Below are 22248 nucleotides of genomic sequence, written 5' to 3'. Positions count from 1 at the left end.
CTCCGAGGGACACGGATGGTTGTATGCGAATCGCCGGGGACCTGACGGTTGATGATCTTTTAAGCCCCGGGAAGCGCCCCCGGGGCCGGCAGGAAGCCCGTGACCTGGAAGTACGTCAGATAACGCGTCAGAACCTCCTCGGTGAGGGGCGGTTGGCGCACGCCCGCCGCCGCCGCCGCCCGGGCCGTGCGGCCGGAGTCGAAGCGGCGGTGGTCCGCCTCGTCCTCGCCGGTCCCGCCGTCGTCACCGAGAAACAACTGCGCCGCGTTGTCCGGGTGTTCGGCCACGCAGGCCCGCCACTCCCCGGGGGTCACGGGGCGCAGCTCGTACCCGAGGCGGGACGCCGCCTCGAAGACGCGGTCCAGGCCCGGCGCGTCCGGGTTGGTGTAGTGGTACGCCGGTGCCCCGGGCCCTTCGGCGGTGCTGAGGGCCGCCACGGCGGCGCTGACGTAGTCCACCGGCACCCAGTCCGTCGTGCCGTGCGCCAGATCGGGCACCGCGCCGGCCTGGAGGCAGCCCTTGATGAGCTGCCAGAGCAGGTCGCGGTCCTGGCAGGCACCGGTGGCGGTGTCACCGCTGATGCGGCCCGGGCGGTGGACGGTCACCGGGAGGCCGCGCTCGCGGGCGAGGCCCACCAGTTGCTCCGCGACCCACTTGCTCTGCGCGTACCCGTCGGGCAGGCCGTCCGCCGGACCGGTCGGGGACGACTCGGTGAGCGGTGCGGGGTCCGTCCCGCGCGACGGGGCGTACACACCGGTGGTGGAGACGTAGTGCAGGCCGGGCGACCCGGAGTCCGCGAGGAGCCGCAGCAGTTCCTCGGTGCCGCCCACGTTGGGCGCGCGCAGATCTCCGTACGGGGCGGCGAAGTTGACGCGTGCCCCGTTGTGCAGCACGGGTCCCAGGCGCCGGGCGAGGGCGGTCCGTTCACTGGGATCGAGGCCGAGGCCGGGGGTGGCGAGGTCACCGGGGACGGGGTGGATCAGGTCGGCGTACCGGGACTGCCACAGGCCGTAGTGCTCCAGGTTGACCCGGATCCGCTGGGCCGCGCTGTCGGGGCTCGCGGCCCGTACGAGGCAGTCGACCGGGCCGTCCGTGGCCTCGATGAGGTCGCGCAGCAGGAACGCGCCGAGGAAGCCGGAGGCGCCTGTGAGCAGCGGCCGCGCGGAGGGGCGGGCGGGGCGGCGCTCCCCGGGGCCCCGGCGCTCGGCGGCGATGTCGGACGCGAGCCGAACCTCGGCGGCGAAGTCCGGCGCGGCCGCTTCCTCCTGCTCCTCCTCGCCCGGCGCCCGGCCGAGCAGCCGGTCGACACCCTCGACGGTGGGCGTCGCGAACAGCGCGCGCAGGGAGGGCCGCACCCCGCAGCGTTCCCCGATCCGGCGGGCGAGGGTGACGGCGAGCAGCGAGTGGCCGCCGAGCGCGAAGAAGTCGTCGGTGACGCCGACCTCGGGTACTCCGAGGGTCTGCGCGAACACCTCGCACAGGGCCCGTTCACGGGCGGTGCGCGGGGCCCGCCCGCCGGCCGCCACGGGGCTCTCGGGGGCGGGCAGCGCGCGCCGGTCGGTCTTGCCGTTGGGCGTCACGGGGAAGGCGTCGAGCCGGACGTGGGCGGCGGGCACCATGTGTTCGGGCAGGGTGGCGGCGACGTGAGCGCGCAGTTCGGCCCAGCCGGGGGCGTCGGCGCCGTTGGCGGGCACGGTGTAGGCGACGAGGCGCCGGTCGCCGGGGCGGTCCTCGCGGACGGTGACGCAGGCGGCGGCGACCCCGGGGTGCGAGCTGAGCGCCGCATCGATCTCGCCGAGTTCGATGCGGAAGCCGCGCAGCTTGACCTGGTCGTCCACCCGGGAGACGTAGAGCAGGCGGCCGTCCGGCGTCCACCGCACCAGGTCCCCGGTGCGGTACATCCGGCCGCCCTCGCTGTCGAAGGGGTCGGCGACGAAGCGGGTGGCGGTGAGGCCGGCCCGGCCGTGGTAGCCGCGTGCGACGCCCTCCCCGGCGACGTACAGCTCGCCGGTGACACCGGGCGGCACGGGGGCCAGCCGGTCGTCCAGGACGTGGACGCGGGTGCCGTCGACGGGGGCGCCGATGGAGACGGTGCGGTCGGGGGCGAGGGGTCCTTCCGCGTGCTGGAAGGTGCTCATGGTGGCGCAGACGGTGGTCTCCGTCGGGCCGTAGGCGTTGACGAGGAAGCGGTCCTTGGCCCAGGCGTGGACGAGAGCGGGCGGGCACGCCTCTCCGGCGAGGACCATGGTGAGGCCGGTGGGCAGGGAGTCCGGGGGCATCACGGCGAGGGCGGCGGGCGGGATGGTGAGGTGGGTGACGCCCCGGTCGCGGACCAGGCCGGCGAGGGCCGGTCCCGGCAGCAGGGCGTCGCGCGTGTCGATCTCCAGGCAGGCGCCGGTGAGCAGCCCCATGCACAGCTCCCAGAACGCGGCGTCGAAGCTGACCGACGCCATGTGCAGCACCCGGCTGCCCGGTCCGACGCGCAGCCGCTCGCTCTGGGTCCCGGCCATGGCGCGCACACCCCGGTGCGTGACGACGACGCCCTTGGGGCGGCCCGTGGAGCCCGAGGTGTAGATGACGTACGCCGGGTTGGCCGGGTCGATGCGGTCGGGCCCGGGGGCCGTACCGCTCGCGCCGAGGTCGTCGGTGTACAGGTGCGGCACCGGGTGCTCGGGCAGGCGGCGGTGGAGTTCCGGGGTGGTGAGGAGCAGGCGGGGGCGCGCGTCGTCCAGCATGTACGCCAGGCGCTGGGCCGGGTAGTCCGGGTCCAGCGGCAGATAGGCGGCGCCCGCCTTGAGGACGGCGAGCAGGGCCACGACGAGCTCGGACGTCCGGGGCAGCGCGACGGCCACCCGGTCCTCGGGGCCCACCCCGAGCGCGGCGAGGTGGCCGGCCAACGCGTCGGCGCGGGCGTCGAGTTCGCCGTAGGTGAGGGTGGTGTGCGCGTCGCGGACGGCCGGGGCGGTGGGGGCGCGCCGGGCCCACTCCTCGAAGAGCGCGGGGACCGTCGTGGCGGGCAGGTCGTCGGCGGGCCCGGTGCCGAGGGCGGTGAGGCGGCTGTGCTCGGCGGGGGTGAGCAGGTCGTACGTGTGCAGGGGGCGGTCCGGGTCCGCGGTGACGGCGGCCAGGAGCCGGACGAGCCGGTCGGTGAGGCCCTGGACGGTGGGCGCGTCGAAGAGTTCGGTGGCGTAGTCGACGGTGCCCCGCATCCCGTCGAGGGCACCGGTGTCGTCGTAGGTCTCGGTGAGCGCGAACGACAGGTCGAACTTGCTGACTTCCGCCTCGGCGGGCACCCCGGTGACGGTGAGGCCGGGCAGGTCGATGACGGCGGACGCCTGGTTCTGGAGGATCAGCATGGTCTGGAAGAGCGGGTGGTGGCTCTGGGCGCGTGCGGGGTTGAGGAGTTCGACCAGCCGCTCGAAGGGCACGTCCTGGTGGGCGTAGGCGGCGAGGTCGAATGCGCGGACCCGGCCGAGGAGTTCGCGGAACGTGGGGTCTCCGGAGAGATCGGTGCGCAGGACGAGGGTGTTGACGAAGAAGCCGACGAGACCGTTCGCCGCCTCGTCGGTGCGTCCGGCGACGGCCGTGCCCAGGGGGATGTCCTCACCGCCGCCGTGCCGGGACAGGACGGTCGCCAGGGCGGCCTGGAGGACCATGAAGGCGCTGGAACCGCAGGCCCGGGCCAGCTCCGTGACATGGCGGGTGGTGGCGCGGTCCACGGAGAAGCCGAGGGTGGCGCCGGTGTGCCGGGAGGTGGCGGGACGCGGCCGGTCCCAGGGCAGTTCGATCGCCTCGGGCAGCCCGTCCAGCGCGTGCCGCCAGTGGGAGAGCTGCCGGCGGACGAGGCTGTCGGGGTCCTTCTCGTCGCCGAGCAGGTCGCGCTGCCAGAGGGTGTGGTCCGCGTAGTCGACGGGCAGCGGGGCCCAGTTGGGCGCCTCGCCCCGGGCGCGGGCGCGGTAGGCGAGGCCCAGGTCGTGGGCGAGGGGCGCCAGCGAGGTGCCGTCGGCGGCGATGTGGTGGACGACGAGCACCAGGACGTGGGCGTCGGGCGCCAGGCGGAGCAGGGTCGCGTGCAGGGGCAGACCGCGTTCGATGTCGATGGCCTCGGCGGTGGCGGCGGCGACCCGGTGGCGCAGCTTCGCCTCCTCGACGCTCTCCATGGCGAACGGGATGACGACGTCGCCGGGTGCGGTGATCTGCTGGCACGGCCCGTCCGCGCCCTCGGGGAAGACGGTGCGCAGGGCGGTGTGCCGTGCGATGACGTCGGCGACGGCGGTGCACAGGGCGTCGGGGTCGAGCGGTCCGTCGATGCGGACGGCGAGCGGGATGTTGTACGTGGCGGAGGGCCCGTCGAGCCGGTGCAGGAACCACAGCCGCTGCTGGGCGTACGAGAGCGGGAGTTCGGCGGCGCGTGGCTGCGGGACGAGGGCGGGGCGGGTGCCGCCCTCCGCGCCTTCCAGGGCGGTGGCGAGCGCGGCGACGGTGGGGTGCTCGAACAGGGTGCGGATGTCGGTCTCGGTGTGCAGGGCGGTGCGGATGCGGCCGACGAGGCGGGTGGCGAGCAGGGAGTGGCCGCCCAGCGCGAAGAAGCTGTCGTCGGTGCCGACCCGGTCCACGCCGAGCACGTCGGCGAACAGCCCGGCGAGGATCTCCTCCATGGCGCTGCGCGGCGCCCGCCCGGCAGCCGTGCGGGGCACGGTGGGCGCGGGCAGGGCGTTGCGGTCGATCTTGCCGTTGGGCGTCAGCGGCAGGACGTCCAGCGGCTGGATGACGGCCGGGACCATGTACGCGGGCAGCAGCCGGCCGACGTGGGCGGCGAGCAGTCCGGGGTCGGGTGTCTCGCCGGGCGCGAGGACGACGTAGGCGGTGAGGGTGCGGTCGCCGGGCAGGTCCTCGCGTACGAGGACGCAGGCGGCGCGTACCGCGGGATGGTCGCGCAGAACCGTTTCGATCTCGGCGGGTTCGATGCGGTGGCCGCGCAGCTTGATCTGCTGGTCGGCCCGGGCCACGTAGCGCACGGTGCCGTCGGCGTCCTGGCGCACCAGGTCGCCGGTGCGGTACATGCGGGCCCCGTCGCCCGCGAAGGGGTCGGCGACGAAGCGGGTCGCGGTGAGGGCGGCCCGGCCGAGGTAGCCGCGGGCGACGCCGGGGCCCGCGAGGTACAGCTCGCCCTCGGCGCCGGGCGGCACGGGGCTCAGGGCGGCGTCCAGGACGTAGGCGCGCATGCCGTCGAGCGGGTGGCCGATGGGCGGGGCGCCGCCGGGGGTGTGGTCGGGGCCGACGTGGTGGGCGGTGGCGAAGGTGGTGGTCTCGGTGGGGCCGTACACGTGCAGGACGGTCGTGCCGGGGTGGGCGGCGGCGACGCGCTGCATGACCCCGGGCGCGGCGGCCTCGCCGCCGGCGGCGACCAGGCGCAGCCGGCCGAGGGAGCCGGGGTCGGTCTCGGCCAGTACGTTGAAGAGGGCGGTCGTGAGGAAGGCGGCCGTGACGCCGTGCCGGGTCACCAGGTCCCGCAGGATGTCGGGCTGGAGCGGCCCGTCCGGGGCGACGACGACGCGTCCGCCGCGCAGGAGCGGGGCCCAGAGCTCGAAGGTCGAGGCGTCGAAGACGTACGCGGAGTGCAGCAGGACGGCGTCGGCGGCGGCGCCCCAGCCGTGGTGGGCGGCCAGCGCGGCGATGTCGCCGTGGCTGACGCCGACGCCCTTGGGCAGTCCGGTGGACCCCGAGGTGAACATGACGTACGCGAGCCGGTCGCCGCCCGGTGCGGCGGGAAGCGGGCCGGGGGTGGCGGGGCCGCCGGTGAGGACGCGGCCGGCCCGGTCGACGGTCAGGAGGGCTGTTTCCGGGCCGAGTTGGCGGACCCAGGGCAGTGCGGCGGTCGTCTCGTCCACGACGAGGACGCGCAGGGGGACGACGTCGGTGACCCGGTGGAGCCGTTCGGTGGGCCAGCGGGGGTCGAGCGGCACATAGGCCCCGCCCGCGCGCAGGGTGGCCAGCGAGGCGGTGACGGTGGCGGCCGAGCGGGCGACGAGGATCCCGACGCCGTCCTCGGCCCCGGTCCCGAGCCCGGTCAGGGCGGCGGCGAGCCGGTCCGCGAGGCCGGTGAGCTGTGCGTACGTCAGCTGCTCGCCGGCGCCGGAGACGGCCACCGCGTCGGGGTGGCGGGCGGCGCGGCCGGCGATGGTCTCCGGGATGCTCAGGGCCGTGGTGCCGGCGGGGAGGGCGGCGGCTGTCCCCCGGAAGATCAGCTCCTCGCGTTCCCCGTCGAGGAGGAAGGGCGCGGTGTCGGCGCGCCGGCCGAGGTCCTGGGCCATGGCCGTCAGCAGCTGCCGCATGCGCGAGACGGTCTCGGCCACCTCCTGGCGGTCGAGCACGGCGGCCCGGTAGCCGAAGGTGATCCGCAGGGTGTCGCCGGGGGCGACGGTGAGGGTGAGCGGGTAGTGGGCGGCGTCGGTACCGCTGAAGCCGGTGACGGCGAGGCCGGGCAGTCCGCGCTGGGCGGTGCGCAGGGCCTCGGCGTCCATCGGGTAGTTCTCGAACACGACGAGGGTGTCGAAGAGTTCGTCCAGTCCTGTGACGCCTCGGATGTCGCTGAGACCCACGTGCTGGCTGTCGAGGAGCCGGCCCTGTTCGGCCTGGAGGCGGGTCAGGAACTCGGCCAGGGTCTCGGCGGGCGCGGGGCCGGTGCGTACGGGCACGGTGTTGATGAACAGGCCCACCATGGACTCGACGCCGGGGAGCTCCGGCGGGCGCCCGGACACGGTGGTGCCGAACACCACGTCGGACCGTCCGGTGAGGTGGCCGAGCAGCAGGCCCCAGGCGCCCTGGACCAGGGTGTTGAGGGTGAGGCGGTGGGCGCGGGCCGTCTCGCGCAGCCGGTCCGTCACGGCCGCGTCCAGGTCGAGGACGAGCGTCTCGGGCAGTTCGGCGGCGCCCTCGGGGCCGTCCCGCTCCGCGAGGAGGGTCGGCGCCTCGATGCCGGCGAGGGCGGCGGACCAGGTGTCGAGGGCGGCGGCGCGGTCCTGCTGGGAGAGCCAGACGAGGTAGGCGCGGTACGGGGTGACGCGCGGCAGTGCGCTGTCGTCGCCGCCGGCCGCGTACAGCTCGAAGAGCTCCCGTACGAGCAGGGGCAGGGACCAGCCGTCGAACAGGATGTGATGGCTCGTCATGACCAGGCGGTGCCGGTCCGGCGCCGTCCGCACCAGGGTGAACCGCATCAGGGGCGGGGTGGCCAGGTCGAAGCGGCGGGTGCGGTCGGCGGCGAGGAAGGCGGTGAGCCGGTCGGGCACCTCGCCGGCGCCGGTCAGGTCCAGTTCCTCCAGGGGCACGGGGACCTCGGCCGCGACCGCCTGCACGGGTTCGTCCAGGTCCTCGTGGAGGAAGCCGACGCGCAGGTTGGCGTGGCGGCGGAGCAGGCCGGCGACGGCGGCGCGCAGGGTGGGGACGTCGACGGGCCCTTCGAGGTCGAAGACGAACTGCGCGGTGTAGACGTCCACGGCGTGCGAGTCGTACAGGGCGTGGAAGTACATGCCGGCCTGCAACGGCGTCAGCGGGAGTACGTCCTCCAGTTGGAACCCGTTCACTTGCGTCCACCCCACTTGTTCTGCAGTCGGTCGATCTGGGCCTGGTTGAGCGAGACCAGGGGAAGGTCGGACGGCGTGTAGCCGCCTGCTCCGGGCTGTTCGACGTGTTCCGCGACGGCGCGCAGGGCGCGGTTGAACGCGTCGGCGAGTGCGCCCACGTCCTCCTCCTTCAGCAGGTCGCTGGGCCAGGTCCAGCGGGCCACCAGGCGGGGGCCTTCCGGCAGGTCCTCGGTGTGCGCGTTGATGTCGAGGACGTGGTGCACGGGCATGTCGGGGTCCTGGCTGCGCGGTCCGCCGGCGTCGAGCAGGACCTCCCAGTCGCCGTCCGCCGCCTGGCCGGGGGCCGCGTACCGTCCCAGGTAGTTGAAGCCGATCTGGGGTGCGGGGGCGGCCAGGCGGGGACCGGTGGCGGGGTTGAGGTGGCGCAGCATGCCATGGCCGACACCGTGGTCGGGGACGGCGCGCAGCTGTTCCTTGACGCGCTTCACTGCACGTTCAACGAGCGAGGCGCCGAAGCGTGCCGGGTCACGGGCGTCCAGCGGGCCGGGGTCGACCCGGACGGGGTAGAGGCTGGTGAACCAGCCGACCGTGCGGGACAGGTCGATGTGGTCGGCGATCTGTTCCCGGCCGTGGCTCTCCAGGTCGAGCAGGACGGCGGTCTCCGGGCGGCCCCGCCAGCTGCTGACGGCGAGGGCGAGCGCGGTGAGCAGGATGTCGTCGACGCCGGCGTGGAAGGCTCCGGGGACGGTGGTGAGGAGGGGCTTCGTCCAGGTGGCGGGCAGGTGGGTGGTGAGGGTGCGGGTGCCGTCGGCGGTGTCCAGGAAGGGGTCGAGCGGCCGGTATCCGAGCTGGGGGTCCGGTGTCCTCAGCGCCTCCTCCCACAGGGGCAGTTCACCGGTGCGGGCCGGTGTGCGGGCCTGTTCGGCGAGGAGCTGGGACCAGCGCCGGTACGAGGTGGTGGTGGCGGGCAGCGCGGATGCCGTGCCGGTGGCCGCCTGCCAGGCGTGGGCGAGGTCGTCGGCGAGGATGCGCCAGGAGACGGCGTCGACGGACAGGTGGTGCACGACGAGGAGCAGCCGGCCGCGCGCACCGGGGCCGGCGTCGCCCCAGACGGCTTCGAAGACGGCGCCGGCGGAGGGCCGCAGGCGCCTGCGGGCCCGTTCGCCCGCTTCGGTGAGCAGGGCCCGGGCGGCGTCGGCGTCGAGCCCGGCGATGTCGATGCGGGTGAAGCGGCGCCGGGCCGTGACGGCGCCGGGCGGCAGCGCTTCGAGTACGGGATCGCCCCCGGCGGTGCGGGTGACGCGCAGCCGGAGCATGTCGTGGTGGTCGGCGAGGAGCTGGAGCGCGGCGACGAGGGTGTCCTCGTGGGCCCCGGCGGGGGTGCTCAGCACTCCGGACTGGTTGTAGCCGTCGCTGGTGCCGGGGCGTTCGAGGAACCAGGCGGCGATGGGGGTCGGTGCCATGGTGCCGGTGCCGTGGCCGTCCGGTTCGCCGGCGGCGCCGTCCAGCGATGCGGCGACGGCCGCGATGGCCTCGGGGGTGCGGTGGACGAAGACGTCCCGGGGGGTGACGGCGAGCCCGGCTTCCCGGACGCGGCTGACGAGCTGGATGGAGAGGATGCTGTCGCCGCCGAGCGCGAAGAAGTCGTCGTCGGTACGGACGGCGGGCGCGCGCAGTACGGAGGCGAACGCCTCGCACAGGACGCGTTCGGGCGCGGTGCGCGGCTCCCGGCCGGGCCGGGCGGTGTCCGGGCACTCCGGTGCGGGGAGGGCCGCGCGGTCCGTCTTGCCGTTGGGCAGGAGCGGCAGCGCGTCCAGGGCGACGAAGGCGGTGGGCACCATGTACGGCGGCAGCTCCGTGGTGAGCCGGGTGCGCAGTGCGCCGTCGGTGGGGCAGGCGCCCACGGTGTACGCGACCAGGCGCCGTTCGCCGGGCCGGTCCTCGCGGACGAGGGCGCAGGCGGCGGTGATGCCGTCGACGGCGGTGAGGGCGGCCTCGATCTCGCCGAGCTCGACGCGGAAGCCGTTGAGCTTGACCTGGTCGTCGGCGCGGGAGACGTAATGCAGGAGTCCGTCGGCGTCGCGCCGGACCAGGTCGCCGGTGCGGTACATGCGGCTGCCGGCCGGGCCGAAGGGGTCGGCGACGAAGCGGGTGGCGGTGAGCCCGGGGCGGCCGAGGTAGCCGCGGGCGAGGCCGTCGCCCGCGATGTGGAGTTCGCCGGTGACTCCGGCCGGTACGGGCTGGAGCGCGGTGTCCAGGACGTAGGCGCGGGTGTTGTCGACGGGGCGGCCGAGCGGGACGCCGCCCTCTTCTCCCCCGGCGGTGACGTGGTGGGCGGTGGCGTCGATGGTGGTCTCGGTCGGGCCGTAGAGGTTGTGCGCCTCGGCCGCCCAGGCCCTGGTGACCCGGGCCGCCAGGGCGCGGGGCAGGGGCTCACCGCCGCAGGCGACGGCCCGCAGCGCCGGGGGCGCCGTCTCGGCCCCCGTCTCGGTGAGCAGGAGCGCGAGGTGGGAGGGCACGAACTGGGCGAGGGTGACTCCCTCGTCGCGCATCCGGGCCAGCAGCCCGGCCGGGTCGTGGTTGAGCGCGGCCGGCACCGGGCAGGTGGCACCGCCGTGCAGCAGCGGCAGCCAGGTCTCCCACACCGAGGCGTCGAAGCTGGGCGAGGTGCGGGCGAGGACGCGGTCGTCGTCGGTGAGGCCGAAGTGGCTGGCCATCCAGGCCATGTGGTTGGTGAGCCCCCCATGGGTAACGACGACGCCCTTGGGCCGGCCGGTGGAGCCGGAGGTGTAGATGACGTACGCGGCGTCGTCGGGGCCCGGCGCGGCGGCGGTCGGTGGCGCCCCGCGTCCGGCCGGCCAGGCGGACCGGTCGCCGAGCACGAGGCGGGGCACGGCCGTGAACCGGGCGGCCCGCGCCGCGTCGTGGACCAGGAACAGGGCGGGGCGGGCGTCGTCCAGCATGTGGGTGACGCGGGCCTCGGGGTAGTCCAGGTCGACGGGCAGGCAGGCGGCCCCGGCCTTGGCGACGGCCAGCATCGCGACGACCCGGTCGGCGGTGCCTTCGGCGGCGAGCGCGACGAGGTCCCCGCGGCCGACGCCCCGGTGGTGGAGGTGGTGGGCCAGGTCGTCGGAGCGGGCGTCCAGCTCGGCGAAGGTGAGCTGCTGGGAACCGGCCCGGACCGCGATCCGTCCGGGGGTCCGGGCGGCTTGGGCGCGGAACGCCTCGGGGGCGGTCCGGGCGTGGATCGGGCGGACGGGCCCGGGGGCGGCCCGGTCCAGGTCGGCGCGTTCGGCCGCGGCCAGGAACGCGGCGGTGCGGACGCGCCCGTCGGGGTCGGCGGCGAGCGAGGCGAGCAGGCGGGTCAGGCGCGCGGCCAGGGCGTGCGCGGTGGCGGGGTCGAAGAGGTCGGTGGAGAACTCCAGGTTGCCGTCGAGCCCGGTGGGCCGGCCCGTGGCGTCGCGGGTCTCCGTGAAGGTGAAGGTGAGGTCGAACTTGCTGATCCCGGTCCGCACGGGCTGCTCGGTCACGGTGAGGCCGTCCAGGCCGAGCGCGGTGTCCGCCTGGTTCTGGAGGACGATCATGGTCTGGAAGAGCGGGTGGTGGTCCTGCGCCCGGGCCGGGGCGAGTGCGTCCACCAGCCGTTCGAACGGCAGGTCCTGGTGGGCGTAGGCGGCCAGGTCGTACGCCCGCACCCGGTCGAGCACTTCGGTGAAGGTGGGGTCGCCGGTCAGGTCGGCGCGCAGGACGAGGGTGTTGACGAAGAAGCCCACCAGGTCGTCCAGGGCCTCGTCGGTGCGTCCGGCGACGGCGGTGCCGAGGGGGATGTCCTCGCCGGCCCCGTGCCGGGAGAGCAGGACGGACAGGGCCGCCTGGAGCACCATGAACAGGCTGCATCCCCGGGCGCGGGCCAGGTCGGCGAGCGCCCGGTGGGTGTCCGCGTCCACGGGGAAGGTGAAGGCGTCGCCCCGGTAGGTGAGGACGGCGGGGCGCGGCCGGTCCAGGGGCAGGGCGAGCAGTCCGGGGCTGCCGGCCAGCGCGGTGCGCCAGAAGTCCAGCTGACGGGCGGCCCGGCTGCCCGCGTCGTTCTCGTCGCCGAGGAGGGTGCGCTGCCAGAGGGTGTAGTCGGCGTACTGGACGCGGAGTTCCGCCCGGCCGGGTGCCTCGCCCCGGCTGCGGCGGCGGTAGGCGTCGCCGAGGTCGCGGGCCAGCGGAGCGAGCGACCAGCCGTCGCCCGCGATGTGGTGGACGAGGAGAACGAGCACGTGGGACTCGGCGCCGAGGCCGAGCAGCCGGGCCCGTACGGGCAGGTCGGCGGTGACGTCGAAGGTGTGCGCCACTTCGGCGGCCAGCGCCTCGTCCAGGTCGTCCGGGCGGATCTCCCGGGGGGTCAGGTCCAGGTCGGCGTGGTCGGCGGCGAGGACGAGCTGACGCGGCACGCCGCCGGTCTCGGGGAAGACGGTGCGCAGGCTCTCGTGCCGTTCCACGACGTCCATCAGGGCGCGTTCCAGCGCCGGGGCGTCGAGTGGTCCTTCCAGGCGCAGCACCAGGGGCACGTTGTAGGTGGGGCTGGGGCCCTCGAACCGGTTGAGGAACCAGAGGCGCTGCTGCGCGGAGGACAGCGGCAACGGGTCCGGCCGGTGCGGGGTGCGTACCAGCGGCGGGGCGGCGGTTTCGGCGCCGTCCAGGGCGGCGGCGAGCGCGGCGGGCGTGGGGTGCTCGAAGACCGCCTTGACCTGGATCTCGACGGCGAGCGCGGTCCGGATGCGGGCGACGAGCCGGGTGGCGAGCAGGGAGTGGCCGCCCAGGGCGAAGAAGTCGTCGTCGGCGCCCACGACCGGGAGGCCGAGGACGTCGGCGACGAGCCCGCAGACGATCTCCTCGCGCACGGTGCGGGCTGCGCGCCCACGGGGCGCGGCGTGCTGTTCGGGCGCGGGAAGGGCGCGCCGGTCCACCTTCCCGTTGACGGTCAGCGGCAGGGCGTCCACCAGGACGAACGCGGAGGGCACCAGGTAGGCGGGCAGGGACCGGGCGACGGCTTCGGCGAGGTCGGCCGGGTCGGGGCGGACCGCACCGGCGGGCACCACGTACGCGACGAGCCGCCGGTCCCCCGGGACGTCCTCGCGTACGACGGTGAAGGAGTCGGCGACCCCCTGGCAGCAGGCGAGGACGGACTCGATCTCGCCGGGTTCGATGCGGTAGCCGCGCAGCTTGACCTGGCTGTCGGCGCGGGAGACGTAGGCGATCTGCCCGTCCGGGGTCCACTTCACGAGGTCGCCGGTGCGATACATGCGGCCGCCGTCCGGGTCGAAGGGGTCGGCGACGAACCGGGTGGCGGTCAGGGCGGGCAGGCCGGTGTAGCCCCGGGCGACGCCGCGCCCGGCGAGGTACAGCTCGCCCGTGACGCCCGCCGGGACCTGGCCCAGCGCGCCGTCGAGCACGTACAGCCGCATGCCGTCCAGGGGCCGGCCGATGGGTGGCGGGCCCGCCGGCAGGTCGGCTGCCACGTCGTAGCGGGTGGCGAAGGTGGTGGTCTCGGTGGGGCCGTACACATGCAGGACGCGGACACCGGGCGCGGCGCCCGCGACCCGCTGCATGGCATCGGGCGAGGCGAGTTCGCCGCCCGCGCAGACGAGCCGGAGTCCGGCGAAGGCGCCGGGGTCGGTGTCCGCGATCACGTTCAGCAGAGCGGTCGTCAGGAACACCGCGGTGACGCCCTGTTCGCGGACGGCGTCGCGCAGCGTCCCGGCCTCCAGGACGCCTTCCGGTGCGACGACGACCGTGCCGCCGCGCAGGAGGGGCGCCCACATCTCGAAGGTGGACGCGTCGAAGACGTACGCGGAGTGCATGAGGACCGTGTCGGCCGCGCCGCCGTGCCAGGCTGAGTCCTCGGCCAGCGCAGCCACGTCGGCGTGGCTGACGCCGACACCCTTGGGCAGCCCGGTCGAGCCGGAGGTGAACATGACGTACGCGAGGGTGTCCGGGCCCGGTACGGGGACGGGCCTGCCGGGAGCCGGGGGCGTGCCGCGCAGGACGCGGCCGGTGCGGTCCACGACGAGGACCGGGATGCGGCGGGCGGTCTCGGTCACCCAGGCGGAGGCGGCGGCCGCCTCGTCCACGACGAGGACCCGCACGTCCGCCACGTCGGCGACCTGGTCGAGCCGTTCCCGGGGCCAGCGGGCGTCCATCGGCACGTACGCGGCGGCGGCCCGCACCGCGCCGAGGGAGGCGGAGACGACGGCCGGTGACCGGGAGAGCAGCACGCCGACGCCGTTCTCCGGGCCCGCACCGAGCGCGGCCAGTGCTCCGGCCAGGTCCGCCGAGAGGGTGTCGAGCGCGGTGTACGTGAGGGTGGCGCCGTCACCGGTCAAGGCCACGGCGTCCGGGGTGCGGCCGGCCTGCGCGGCGAAGAGCGCGGGCAGGGTGGTGTCCGGTGCGGGGGCGGGCAGTTCGCGGCCGGTGCCCCGGCGGGCGGTGCGGGTCCGCTCGTCCGGTGTCATCAGGTCGTAGTCCGCGAGGGGCCGGGCGGGGTCGGCCGCGACCTGTTCCAGCAGCCGCAGCAGGCGCACCGCCAGGGCCTCGACGGTGACGCGGTCGAAGAGGGCGGTGGCGTACTCGATCCCGGCGGTGAGTCCGCCCCCGCCCCGCTCCTCCCCGAAGGCGAAGGTGAGGTCGAACTTGCTCAGGCCGTTGTGGACGAGCCGGTCCTCGACGTCGAGCCCCGGCAGCTCGGGACGTACGGCGTCCTGGTTCTGAAGGACCAGCATGGTCTGGAACAGGGGGTGGTGGTTGCGGGCCCGGACCGGGTTGACGCTCTCGACCAGCCGCTCGAACGGCACGTCCTGGTGTGCATAGGCGGAAAGGTCGAACTCCCTTACGCGAAGCAGGAGTTCACCGAAGGTGGGAATACCGGACAAATCGGTGCGCAGGACGAGGGTGTTGACGAAGAAGCCGATCAGCTCCTCCAGCGCCTCGTCCGTGCGGCCCGCGACGGGCGTGCCGAGCGGGATGTCGTCGCCCGCGCCGTGCCGGTGCAGCAGCGTGGCCACGGCGGCCTGGAGCACCATGAAGAGCGTGGTGCCCGACTCCCGCGCCACGCGCAGGAGTTCGGCGTGCAGCCCGGGCGGTACGTCGAAGGCGTGCACGGCCCCCGAGGGGTCGGTGGTGACCGGGCGCGGGCGGTCGAGCGGCAGGTCGATGAGCCCGGGCAACCCGGCGAGCGCGGTGTGCCAGTGGTCCAGCTGTTCGCGCAGCACACTGCCGGGGGCGTCCGGGTCGCCCAGGACGGTGTGCTGCCACAGGGTGTAGTCCGCGTACTGGATCCCGTCGCCGGCCTCGGGCTCCCGCCCGGCGAGGCGGGTCCGGTAGGCGTCGCCCAGGTGGCGGGCGAGCGGGGCGAGGGACCAGCCGTCGCCCGCGATGTGGTGCAGGACCAGCACGAGGACGTGATGGCCGGGCGCGGTGCGCAGCAGCCTGGCCCGCAGCGGCGGATCGGCGGCCACGTCGAACGGCTCGCCCACGGCGTCCGTGACGGCCGCCTCCAGCCAGGCCGGTGCCGTGCTCTCCACGGGCAGCCGGGGCGCGACGACCTCGGCGGGCAGCACCAACTGGTGTGGCACGCCGTCCCGTTCGGGGAAGACCGTGCGCAGCGCCTCGTGCCGCTCCATGACGTCCAGCAGGGCGGAGCGCAGCGCGTCGGTGTCCAGCGGCCCGTCGATGTCGAGCACCAGCGGGATGTTGTACGAGGAGCTGAGCCCGTCGAGCCGGTTCAGGAACCAGAGCCGCTGCTGCGCGTACGACAGGGGCAGCGGGTCGGGCCGCTCGGCCACGGGACGGACCGGCGGGCGGGACCGCCCCCGGATGTCCAGGGCCCGGGCGATCCCGGCGACGGTCGGGTGCTCGAACAGGGTGCGTACGGCGAGGTCGGCGCCGAGGACCGTGCGGACCCGGCTGACGACGCGCATCGCGAGGAGCGAGTGCCCGCCCAGGTCGAAGAAGCTGTCGTGCCGGCCGACGCCGGGGCGCCCCAGCACCTCGGCGAAGATCCCGGCGAGCAGGTCCTCGCGGGGGCTGAGCGCGCCGGTGCCCTCGGCGGGGTGCACGGCCTCCTCGTCGGGGCGGGGCAGGCGGCGCCGGTCCGTCTTGCCGTTGGGCAGGAGCGGCAGGTCGTCCAGGACGACGACCGCGGCGGGCACCATGTAGTGCGGCAGCGCCTCCGCGAGGGCGTCGCGCAGGGCGGCCGGGCGCGGCCCCTCGTCCGTGGTGACGGCGTAGGCGACGAGCCGGCGCTCCCCCGGCGTGTCCTCCCGGATCACCGCGCAGGTGGCGGTGACCCCGGGGTGGGCGAGGAGGGCGGCCTCGATCTCGCCGGGTTCGATGCGGAAGCCGCGCAGCTTGACCTGGTCGTCGGCGCGGGACACGTAGTCGAGCAGCCCGGCCGCGTTCCACCGGACCAGGTCGCCGGTCCGGTACATGCGGGCGCCGGCGCCGTTGAAGGGGTCGGCGACGAACCGGGCGGCGGTCAGGCCGGGCCGGTTCAGGTAGCCGCGGGCGAGGTTGGGGCCCGAGAGGTAGAGCTCACCGGTGACCCCGGGCGGGACGGGCCGCAGCCGGTGGTCCAGGACGTAGGCGCGCATGGTGTCGACGGGCCGGCCGATCGGCACCGTCTCGTAGGGGGTGTCCGGTGCAACGGGGACGCGGTGGGCGGTCGCGTCGATGGTGGCCTCGGTCGGGCCGTAGAGGTTGTGCACCTCCGTACGCCACAGCGCGGCCGTCTCCTCGGCGAGGGCGCGGGGCAGGGGTTCCCCGCCGCACAGGACGGCGCGCAGGCCGGGCAGGGGCGCGGCGTGGGCCGCCTCGGACAGGACGAGGGACAGGTGCGAGGGCACGAACTGGGCGACGGTGACGCGGAATCGGCTCATCCAGGAGACCAGCACGTCCGGCTCCGTGTTGGCTCCGGACGGCAGTACGCACACCTCGGCGCCGTACATCAGCGGCAGCCACACCTCCCACACGGAGGCGTCGAAGCTGGTGGACGTCCTCGCGAGGACCCGGTCTTCCCGAGTGACCGTCAGGTGTCCTGCCATCCAGGCCATGTGGTTGGCCAGCGCGCCATGGGTGACGACCACGCCCTTGGGGCGGCCGGTGGATCCGGAGGTGTAGATGACGTACGCGGGATCCGCCGGGTGCGGTGTGTACGAGAGCGCAGTGGCGGGCCGGAGCGGGGCGTCGACGGCAAGCCGGGGGATGTCGCCGGTGGGCACGTCCCCGGCGGCGAGGACGAGGACGGGGCGCGCGTCGTCCAGCATGTGGCGGATGCGGGCGTGCGGGTAGGCGGGGTCGACCGGCAGGTACGCGGCGCCGGACCGCAGCACGGCCAGCATCGCGACGACGGTGTGCACGGAGGGCGGCGCGGCGATGGCGACCCTGGTCTCCGGGCCCGCACCGCGCTCACGCAGTGTGTGGGCGAGGGCGTCGGCCCGGGCGTCGAGCTCCGCGTAGGTGAGGTGGGTGTGCGCGTCGCGCACGGCGACGGCCTCCGGCATACGCAGGGCCTGTTCCCGGACCGCTTCGGGGGTGGTGCGCCCCGGCAGGGGCCGGGGCGCGCCGTGTCCCCGGGCGAGGAGGCCGTCCCGCTCGGCCGGGGTCAGGGGGTCCAGGTCGCCGATGGGGCGGCCGGGGTCGGTGACGGCCTGGGTGAGGACGTGGGCGAAGCGGGCGCAGAGGGCACGGGCGGTGGCGGCGTCGAAGAGGTCGGTGGCGTACTCCAGGTAGCCGCCGATGCCCCCGGCGGACTCCGGGCCCCCGGTGGTCTCGGTCAGCGAGAAGGTGAGGTCGAACTTGCTGCCGCCGTGGTGCCGGGAGCGGTCGCGGACGGTGATGCCGGGCAGCTCCGGTTCGGCCCGGTCCTGGTTCTGGAGGACCAGCATCGTCTGGAAGAGGGGGTGGTGGTCGCCGGACCGTTCCGGGTTGACGGCCTCCACGACCCGTTCGAAGGGCAGGTCGCTGTGGCCGAAGGCGGCGATGTCGGACTGCTTGACCCGGTCGAGGAGTTCGCGGAACGCCGGGTCGCCGGAGAGGTCGGTGCGCAGGACGACGGTGTTGACGAAGAAGCCGACCAACTCGTCGAGGGCCTCGTCGGTGCGCCCGGCCACCGCGGTGCCCAGCGGGATGTCGCCGCCCGCGCCGTGGGCGCCGAGCGTCACGGCGAGGGCCGCCTGGAGCACCATGAACGGCGTGCACCCCGCGGTGCGGGCGAGCCGGACGAGCGCGGCGTGCGCCGGGGCGGGCAGCTCGAAGGGGACGGCCGCGCCCCGGTGGCTCGGCACGGCGGGGCGCGGCCGGTCGAGGGGCAGGTCGAGCAGGCCGGGGGCGCCGCGCAGCGCCTCCTGCCAGAAGGCGGTCTGCCGCGCGGCGAGGCTGTCCGGATCGCCGTCGTCGCCGAGCAGCCGGTGCTGCCAGAGGGTGTGGTCGGCGTACTGGACGCGCAGCGGCGCCCAGTCCGGGGTCCCCGTGCCCTCCGTCCTGGCCAGGTAGGCGGCGGAGAGGTCGCGGCAGAGCGGGGCGAGGGACCAGCCGTCGGCGACGATGTGGTGCAGGACGAGGACCAGGACGTGCCGGGCGGGCCCGTGCCGGAGCAGGTGGGCGCGGACGGCGGGGTCCCGGCTCAGGTCGAAGGGGGCGGTGCTCAGGCGGCGCACCGTTTCCGCCTCCCAGGCGTCGGTGTCCCCGTCCGCCGGGGGGTGTTCGACGGTGAGGGGGACGAGCGACGCGGCGGCGTCCGCGTCGGTGATCCGCTGGCGGGGGACTCCGTCGTGCTCGGCGAACACGGTGCGCAGGCTCTCGTGCCGGACGGCCGCATCGGCCAGGGCGCCGCTCAGCGCCTCGGCGTCCAGGGGGCCGTCGAGTTCCAGGACGAGCGGGACGTTGTAGCTGTCGCTGGGCGCCTCGGACCGGTTGAGGAACCAGAGGCGCTGCTGCGCGAAGGACAGCGGCAGCACCTCGGGCCGGGCCTGCGGTACGAGGACGGGGCGGGCGGCGCCCGCGATGTCCAGGGCGGCGGCCAGGGAGGCGACCGTGGGGTGGTCGAAGAGGGTGGCGAGGGCGAGTTCGACGCCGAGGGCGGCCCTGACCCGGCCGGTGAGCCGGGTGGCGAGCAGCGAGTGGCCGCCCAGGGCGAAGAAGCTGTCGTCCACCCCGACCGCGCTCATGCCCAGCACGTCGGCGAACAGCCCGGCGAGCACGTCCTCGTACGCGGTGCGCGGTGCCCGGCCGGTGCCGGTGGCGGTCCGGGGCGCGGGCAGGGCTCGGCGGTCGACCTTGCCGTTGGGGTTGAGGGGGAGGGCGTCGAGGACGACGAAGGCGGACGGCACCATGTACGCGGGGAGCGTGCGCCCGACGCGGCGGGCCAGCGCGGCGGTGTCGGCGCGGGCTCCGGGGGCGGGCACCACATAGGCGACGAGCCGGGGGTCGCCGGGGGTGTCCTCGCGGACGACGACGCAGGCGCCGCGCACGTCCGGGTCGGTGAGCAGGACGTGCTCGGTCTCGGCCGGTTCGATGCGGAAGCCGCGCAGCTTGACCTGGCCGTCGGCGCGCCCGACGTACTCGATGTCCCCTGCGGCTGTCCAGCGCACGAGGTCGCCGGTGCGGTACATCCGGCTGCCGGGCGGACCGTACGGGTCGGCGACGAAGCGGGCGGCGGTGAGCGCGGCGCGGCCCTGGTAGCCGCGGGCGACGCCGTGCCCGCTCACGTACAGCTCCCCCACCACGCCGGGCGGCACCAGGTCCAGGGTGGAGTCGAGGACGTGGAGGCCCATCCCGTCCAGCGGGCGGCCGATGGGCGGCACGCCGGGGGTGTCGGCGGTGACGGGGTGCCGGGTGGCGAAGGTGGTGGTCTCGGTGGGGCCGTACACGTGCAGGACGCGCGTACGGGGCGAGGCTGCGGCGACCCGTTGCATGAGGTCGGGGGTCGCGGCCTCACCGCCGGCGGCGACCAGGCGCAGCCCGGCGAAGACGGCGGGGTCCGCCTCGGCCATCACGTTGAACAGGGCCGTCGTGAGGAACAGCGCGGTGACGCCGTGCCGTTCCACCGTCTCGCGGACGGTGCGCGCCTCCAGGACGCCGCCGGGGGCGACGACCACCCGGCCGCCGTTCAGGAGCGGCACCCAGAGCTCGAAGGTGGAGGCGTCGAAGACGTACGCGGAGTGCATCAGGACCGCGTCGGAGACCCCGGCGGTCCAGGCGCTGTCGGCGGCGAGGGCCAGTACGTCGGCATGGGCGACGCCGACGCCCTTGGGCAGGCCGGTGGAGCCGGAGGTGAACATGACGTACGCGAGCCGGCCGGGTCTGCTGATCCGGGGCAGCGGTCCGGGCCGTTCCGGCGCACCGTCGAGCACCCGGCCGCCCGCGTCCACGACGAGGAGCGGCAACTGGGCGGCGGCCTCGCGGACCCACGGTTCGCGGGCGGTCCGCTCGTCGGCGATCAGGGCGCGGACGCGGGCCGACTCGGCGACGCGGCCGAGCCGTTCGGCGGGCCAGGCCGCGTCCATCGGAACGTAGGCGGCTCCCGCGGCGACGGCCGCGAGGGTGGCGGCCGGCACGGCGGCCGAGCGCCCCAGGAGCACCCCGACGCCGTCCTCGGCACCGACGCCCCAGCCGGTCAGCGCGCTCGCCAGGTCATCGGCCACCCGGCCGAGTCGCCGGTACGAGAGGGTGTGCGCCCCGTCCACGACGGCCGGGGCGTCCGGGGTGCGGCGCACCTGGTCCCGGAACGCCTCCGGCAGGGTCCGCGCGACGGCGCGCTCGGGCAGTTCGGTGCCGAGTCCCTGGGCGCGCAGGGCGGGGGCGGTGGCCTCGTCCACGAGCGGCAGGTCGCGCAGGGGCAGGCCGGGGTCGGCGGCCGCCAGGGCGGAGACGAAGGACACGACGGCCTGCTCGTGCAGCCGGACGTCCTCGGGGTGGTAGAGGTCGGGGCGGGCGTCGAACCCGATCAACGGCCCCTTGCCCTCGGCCCGTTCGGAGACGAAGAGGGACAGGTCGTCCACCGGGCCGACCGACAGCACCCGGGAGGGCGCGGGGATTCCGGCGAACTCCCGGTCGTAGTCGTAGCCCATGATGTTGACGACGATGCCGGTGAGGCGGGCCGGGTCGACGCCCGTGTTCCGTTCGCGGGCGAGTTGTTCGCGGGAGAAGCGGCGGTGGCGCAGGGCGCCGCGCATCTCGGCCGCGGCCTCGCGGACGAGCTCGCCGACGGACATGGTGTCGGTGGGCGTCAGGCGCAGCGGCAGGATGTTGGCGGTCATGCCGACGATGTGCCGCAGCCCGCCGTGCCGGCCGTTGGAGGCGAGGCCCACGGTGACCTCGCGGGTGCCGGTGACCCGGGCGGTGTACGCGGCGACGGCGGCGACGAGGACGGCGCTCCACGTGGTGCGGTGGGCGGCGGCGAGCCGGCGCAGGTCCTCGAAGACTTCGGCGGACAGGGACTCGCCGTTGTGCAGCCGCAGGCCGGATGTGCGGGGGGCGGCCGGTGTGTCTCCCGCCGGTGCGGGGAGGTCGGTGCGGCGGCGGATGAGCGTCCGGCCGCTGTGCGTGTCGTCGTCCCCGGAGGCTTGGGGGGCCGGGTCCGCTTCGGGGGCCGGGTCCGCGAACCTGGCGGTCCAGTAGGCGCGGTCGGCGTCGTGGCGGCCGGATTCCCGGTGGGCCGTCTCGTCGGCGACGAGGTCGCGCAGGGGCGCCGGGGGCAGCGTGGCCTCCGCGAGGTCTTCGCCCCGCACCGCGCGGCCGTAGAGGTCGGCCACGATGCGGGTGAAGACGGCGCCACCGAGGCCGTCGACGGCTATGTGGTGGAAGCGGACGTACCAGTAGGACAGCCCGTCGCCGGCGCGGAGCAGGGCCATGTGGTGGCGGGGGCGGTGCAGGACGTCGGGCGTGGCCATGTCCGTCGCCAGGTAGCGCTCGACCTCGGCGGCGGGGTCGGCGGCCCCGGACACGTCCACGATCCGGAGCCGGCGGGCGCCGGGCTCGCGGGCGACGCGCTGGAGGAGGATGTCGCCCTCCGTGACGAACTCGAGGTTGAGGCTGTCGCACAGCTCGCAGGCGCGGTCGACGGCGGCGGCGAATAGGGCCTCGTCCAGGTCGCCCCGGATCTCGAAGCATTCACCGATGTTGTATTTCGGGCTGTCGGGGTCGACACGTTGCCCATACCAGACACCTTGCTGGGCTGCGGTCGTCCCGAAGAACTCTTCGGGAGCGGATTCCGGGGAGACAGAGCCGTTTTCGCGCATGCCGGGACACACCTTCGGGGAGAGCTTTCGGGGGGACGAAGAGGGCAGGACGAAGCCGGGCGTGCCGGTGCGGCGTCCATGGCCGACAACGGGCGGGTAATAGCGAGGAGAACGTCACCGACCCCTGGCATCGGGCACCACGGGACCAGGTTCCCGTTCCGAAAACCGGGAGCGGGCTCGGTTTTTTCCGCTTATCGAGGACAGACCGATGCGCAGTCCATCAATGCAGTCCATCAATGAGGGAAATAAAGCCGCATGACAGCGACATGAACATTTCCCGCCAGAGCGTGATCGATTGCCAGCCGGGACTGATCGACTTTGCCCGGATGGGAACGACGCCGATCGGCTGGGGCGCACCCGAGGACCACGGACCGGGCGACCCG

2 protein-coding genes are annotated in these 22248 nt (G+C 75.1%); both read right to left on the bottom strand.

Features of this window, described 5'->3' with window-relative positions; translation table 11 throughout:
• Positions 1-59: 59 nt before the first annotated feature.
• Positions 60-7583 (bottom strand): amino acid adenylation domain-containing protein, encoded by a 7524-nt coding sequence (locus OG867_RS30485; RefSeq protein ID WP_406290260.1) that lies wholly within the window; start codon positions 7581-7583, stop codon positions 60-62.
• The gene (locus OG867_RS30480; RefSeq protein ID WP_406290257.1) at positions 7580-21865 is read right to left on the bottom strand and encodes an amino acid adenylation domain-containing protein; all 14286 of its coding nucleotides are present in this window, start codon (positions 21863-21865) and stop codon (positions 7580-7582) included. Before OG867_RS30480 ends, OG867_RS30485 begins: the two co-directional genes overlap by 4 nt.
• Positions 21866-22248 lie beyond the last annotated feature (383 nt).

Source organism: Streptomyces sp. NBC_00209 (assembly GCF_045206345.1).
Classification (GTDB): domain Bacteria; phylum Actinomycetota; class Actinomycetes; order Streptomycetales; family Streptomycetaceae; genus Streptomyces.
The sequence above is the reverse complement of the archived record's forward strand: the minus strand, read 5'-3'. Positions and strand labels throughout refer to the sequence as shown.

Bases quoted from the DNA above. Each gene is read 5' to 3' on its own strand.
- OG867_RS30480 (WP_406290257.1), bottom strand. From the start codon at position 21,865: ATGCGCGAAAACGGCTCTGTCTCCCCGGAATCCGCTCCCGAAGAGTTC.